We start from the raw sequence: 323 nt of genomic DNA on the forward strand, positions 1-323 counted from the left end.
GGTGGCGCCGGGCACGGTCTGGGCGGCGGCGGGCGGCGCGCTCGCCCTGTGCGTACCGCTCTCGCTGACCTGCGGGGTCCTCGCGGGTACGGTGCACCTCACCGCGGTCGCGGCCGCCTGGCTCTACAACCTGCGGCTCAAGGCGACCGTCCTGTCCTGGCTGCCGTACGTGGCCGGATTCGGCGCTCTGCCCGCCGCGGTCGCCCTCTCCCAGCCCGGCGGCCCGTGGCCCCGGTGGTGGACGGTGACGGCAGGGGCCCTGCTCGGGTTCGCGGCGCATCTGGCCGACACGCTCCCGGACATCGCGGCGGACCGGGCGGCCG

Annotated in this window: 1 pseudogene; it reads left to right on the plus strand. The window is 77.7% G+C overall.

What is annotated here, in order from left to right:
• A pseudogene (locus G3I54_RS00885) lies at positions 1 to 323 on the plus strand (hypothetical protein); the annotation flags it as partial.

The sequence above is a fragment of the Streptomyces sp. SID14515 genome, assembly GCF_010548505.1.
GTDB lineage: Bacteria > Actinomycetota > Actinomycetes > Streptomycetales > Streptomycetaceae > Streptomyces > Streptomyces caviscabies.